This is a genomic window from Paramuribaculum intestinale (genome assembly GCF_003024925.1).
Lineage (GTDB): Bacteria > Bacteroidota > Bacteroidia > Bacteroidales > Muribaculaceae > Paramuribaculum > Paramuribaculum intestinale.
Genome location: NZ_PUED01000281.1, coordinates 1 through 2,274, shown reverse-complemented (window position 1 = coordinate 2,274; position 2,274 = coordinate 1). Strand labels below are relative to the sequence as shown.

At 44.2% G+C, this 2,274-nt stretch carries 2 protein-coding genes and 1 pseudogene; all 3 read left to right on the top strand.

Translation table 11 applies throughout. From position 1 onward, the window contains the following. Positions 1–734: pseudogene (locus C5O24_RS14150) on the top strand (N-6 DNA methylase); the annotation flags it as partial. Further along, the gene (locus C5O24_RS12735; protein ID WP_107036496.1) at positions 734–1,993 is read left to right on the top strand and encodes a restriction endonuclease subunit S; all 1,260 of its coding nucleotides are present in this window, start codon (positions 734–736) and stop codon (positions 1,991–1,993) included. The pseudogene C5O24_RS14150 and the gene C5O24_RS12735, both read left to right, overlap by 1 nt. 19 nt (positions 1,994–2,012) lie before the next feature. Then, positions 2,013–2,274: hypothetical protein (locus C5O24_RS12730; protein ID WP_133165594.1), on the top strand; the 262-nt coding region annotated here is incomplete at its 3' end.

The following is a 2,274-nucleotide window of genomic DNA, read 5'->3' as shown; positions in this document are numbered from 1 at the left end:
CCCATCCTCGTTATGCCAAACTGCTCCAACGCTCACTTGGTAAGAAACGCTACGAAATCCCGGATGAGGCCATTGACGAGATTGTCAACTTATACGGTGATTTCAAGGATGCGATACTTCCTGAAACTGAGGATGTGAAGATGGCACGATTGATGGATATTGAGGATTTCCTATACACTACTGTTACCATCTGCCGCCCGCTACGTCTCTTCTACGAGAATATCGCACAGAAGGCGGCTGAAGCGGCCAAGGCAGATAAAGTCAAAAAGGCCGACAAAGAAGTGTTGGAAAAGATTGCCGCGATGACTTTTCCGGATGGGAGGCTCACCGACGTGGAGGTTTTCAATGAACTGAAGCGGATTCTTCCTAAGAAGCCCACACAGGCTGTAATCAAGTTGGTTCGCACACTTGGTACTGCTGACCCTGAGGCACCGATAGTATGGGTTACACCCGGTGATGAAAAAGGTCAATGGGTTATTGACCCGGCATTGACCGACACCGAGACTATTCCGATGAAAGAGGACATAGACGAATATATCAAGCGCGAAGTATTGCCGTTTGTTCCTGATGCATGGCGCGACCCGAGCAAGGACAAGGTCGGCTGCGAGTTTCCTCTCACGCGTCTGTTCTATCGCTATACTCCACTACGTTCGACGGATGAAATTCTCGGCGAACTGATGGCACTTGAATCAGACACAACGTCCAGTCTCAAATCTCTAATCTCCGAAGCGTGATGAAACAGCGATACGACTCATACAAGCCGTCAGGCGTTGAATGGATTGGAGAAATACCAAGCCATTGGAATGTTGTAAGAATGCGTTATCTGTGTGATATGATTACGGGTGATAAAGATACTGTAAATCGGGTAGATGATGGCATTTATCCATTCTATGTGCGCTCTCCGCATATCGAGAGAATCAATTCTTATACTTTTGACGGAGAAGCTGTTTTAATGGCTGGTGATGGAGTTGGCGCCGGTAAAGTTCTGCATTATGCTAATGGTAAATTTGACTTTCATCAGAGAGTTTATAATTTCCATAATTTCAGACAGATTAAAGGTATTCTTTTGTATCAGTATTTAAAATCTCTTTTTAAATATAAAATTGAAGAAGGCGGAGCCAAAAATACCGTTGACTCTGTGCGTCAACCTTGGTTGAAGGACTTTCCGGTATGCGTTCCTCCACTTGCTGAGCAGGAGGCTATAGCGGCGTGGCTTGATGAGAAGTGTGGTGAGATTGATGCTGCGATTGCAAAGGTTGACCGGGAGATTGAGCTGATTGACGAACTGAAACAAAGCGAAATTTCGCGCGTCGTCACCCGCGGACTCAATCCCATCGTCCCTCTCCGCGCCTCCGGCATCGACTGGATCGGCGAAATTCCCGAGCATTGGAAGGTCTCAAGGCTTAAAAATAAATCAATAATCACCTTAGGCAAGATGTTAATGTCTGAACCTCCCAAGGGGCAGGAACATAAATATACCTGTGAAAAATATCTAAAATCTCGAAATATCGGGTGGCTTCAACTTAACTTAGATGAAGTTGAGGAAATGTGGTTCAACGATTCTGAAAAGAAAATTTACGAATTGCAAGAAGGGGACTTGGTAGTCAACGAAGGTGGTGATATTGGCAAAGTCGCCATTTGGCATAATCATAAAAACGCGTTCTTTATTCAGAATTCAGTACACAAGGTAACACCCATTGACACTGATTCAAGATATTGTGCCTATTGGATTTATTTCATGTCCAAGAAAGAATATTTTTGGTCTATTGTTAGTCAAGTGAGTATAGCTCATCTCACAAAAGAAAAACTTTCAAATGCTCCATTATTGGATATTCCAGTGAATGAGCAGCATGAGATTGCCGATTATCTTGACAAGAGGTGTGCCGAGATTGATGGTCTGAAGGCGAAACTGAAAAAGAAACGTGACACTCTTGTAGAGCTTCGTCAATCGTTGATCTCTGAAGTTGTTACCGGTAAAAGAAAAGTTGTTTAATCCTCTCAAATCGCATATCATGAACGCTGACAACGAAACTCGTTTTGAAGAACATATCGAAGCTGCTCTCTTGGCTTCCCCTCTATATATCGGCCGTAGCTCAAAAGACTTCGACATAAAACGTCGCGTTGACCCCGGGATGCTGTGGCAGTTTCTACACGCACAGCACGAAACATGGGAACGTCTGCTGAAGAGGTTCAAAACCGGAGATGATGCACTCAATGCGGTTATTAAGGATTATAATTCAAAACTCGATAACGGTCATTCTCTCGTCGATATTC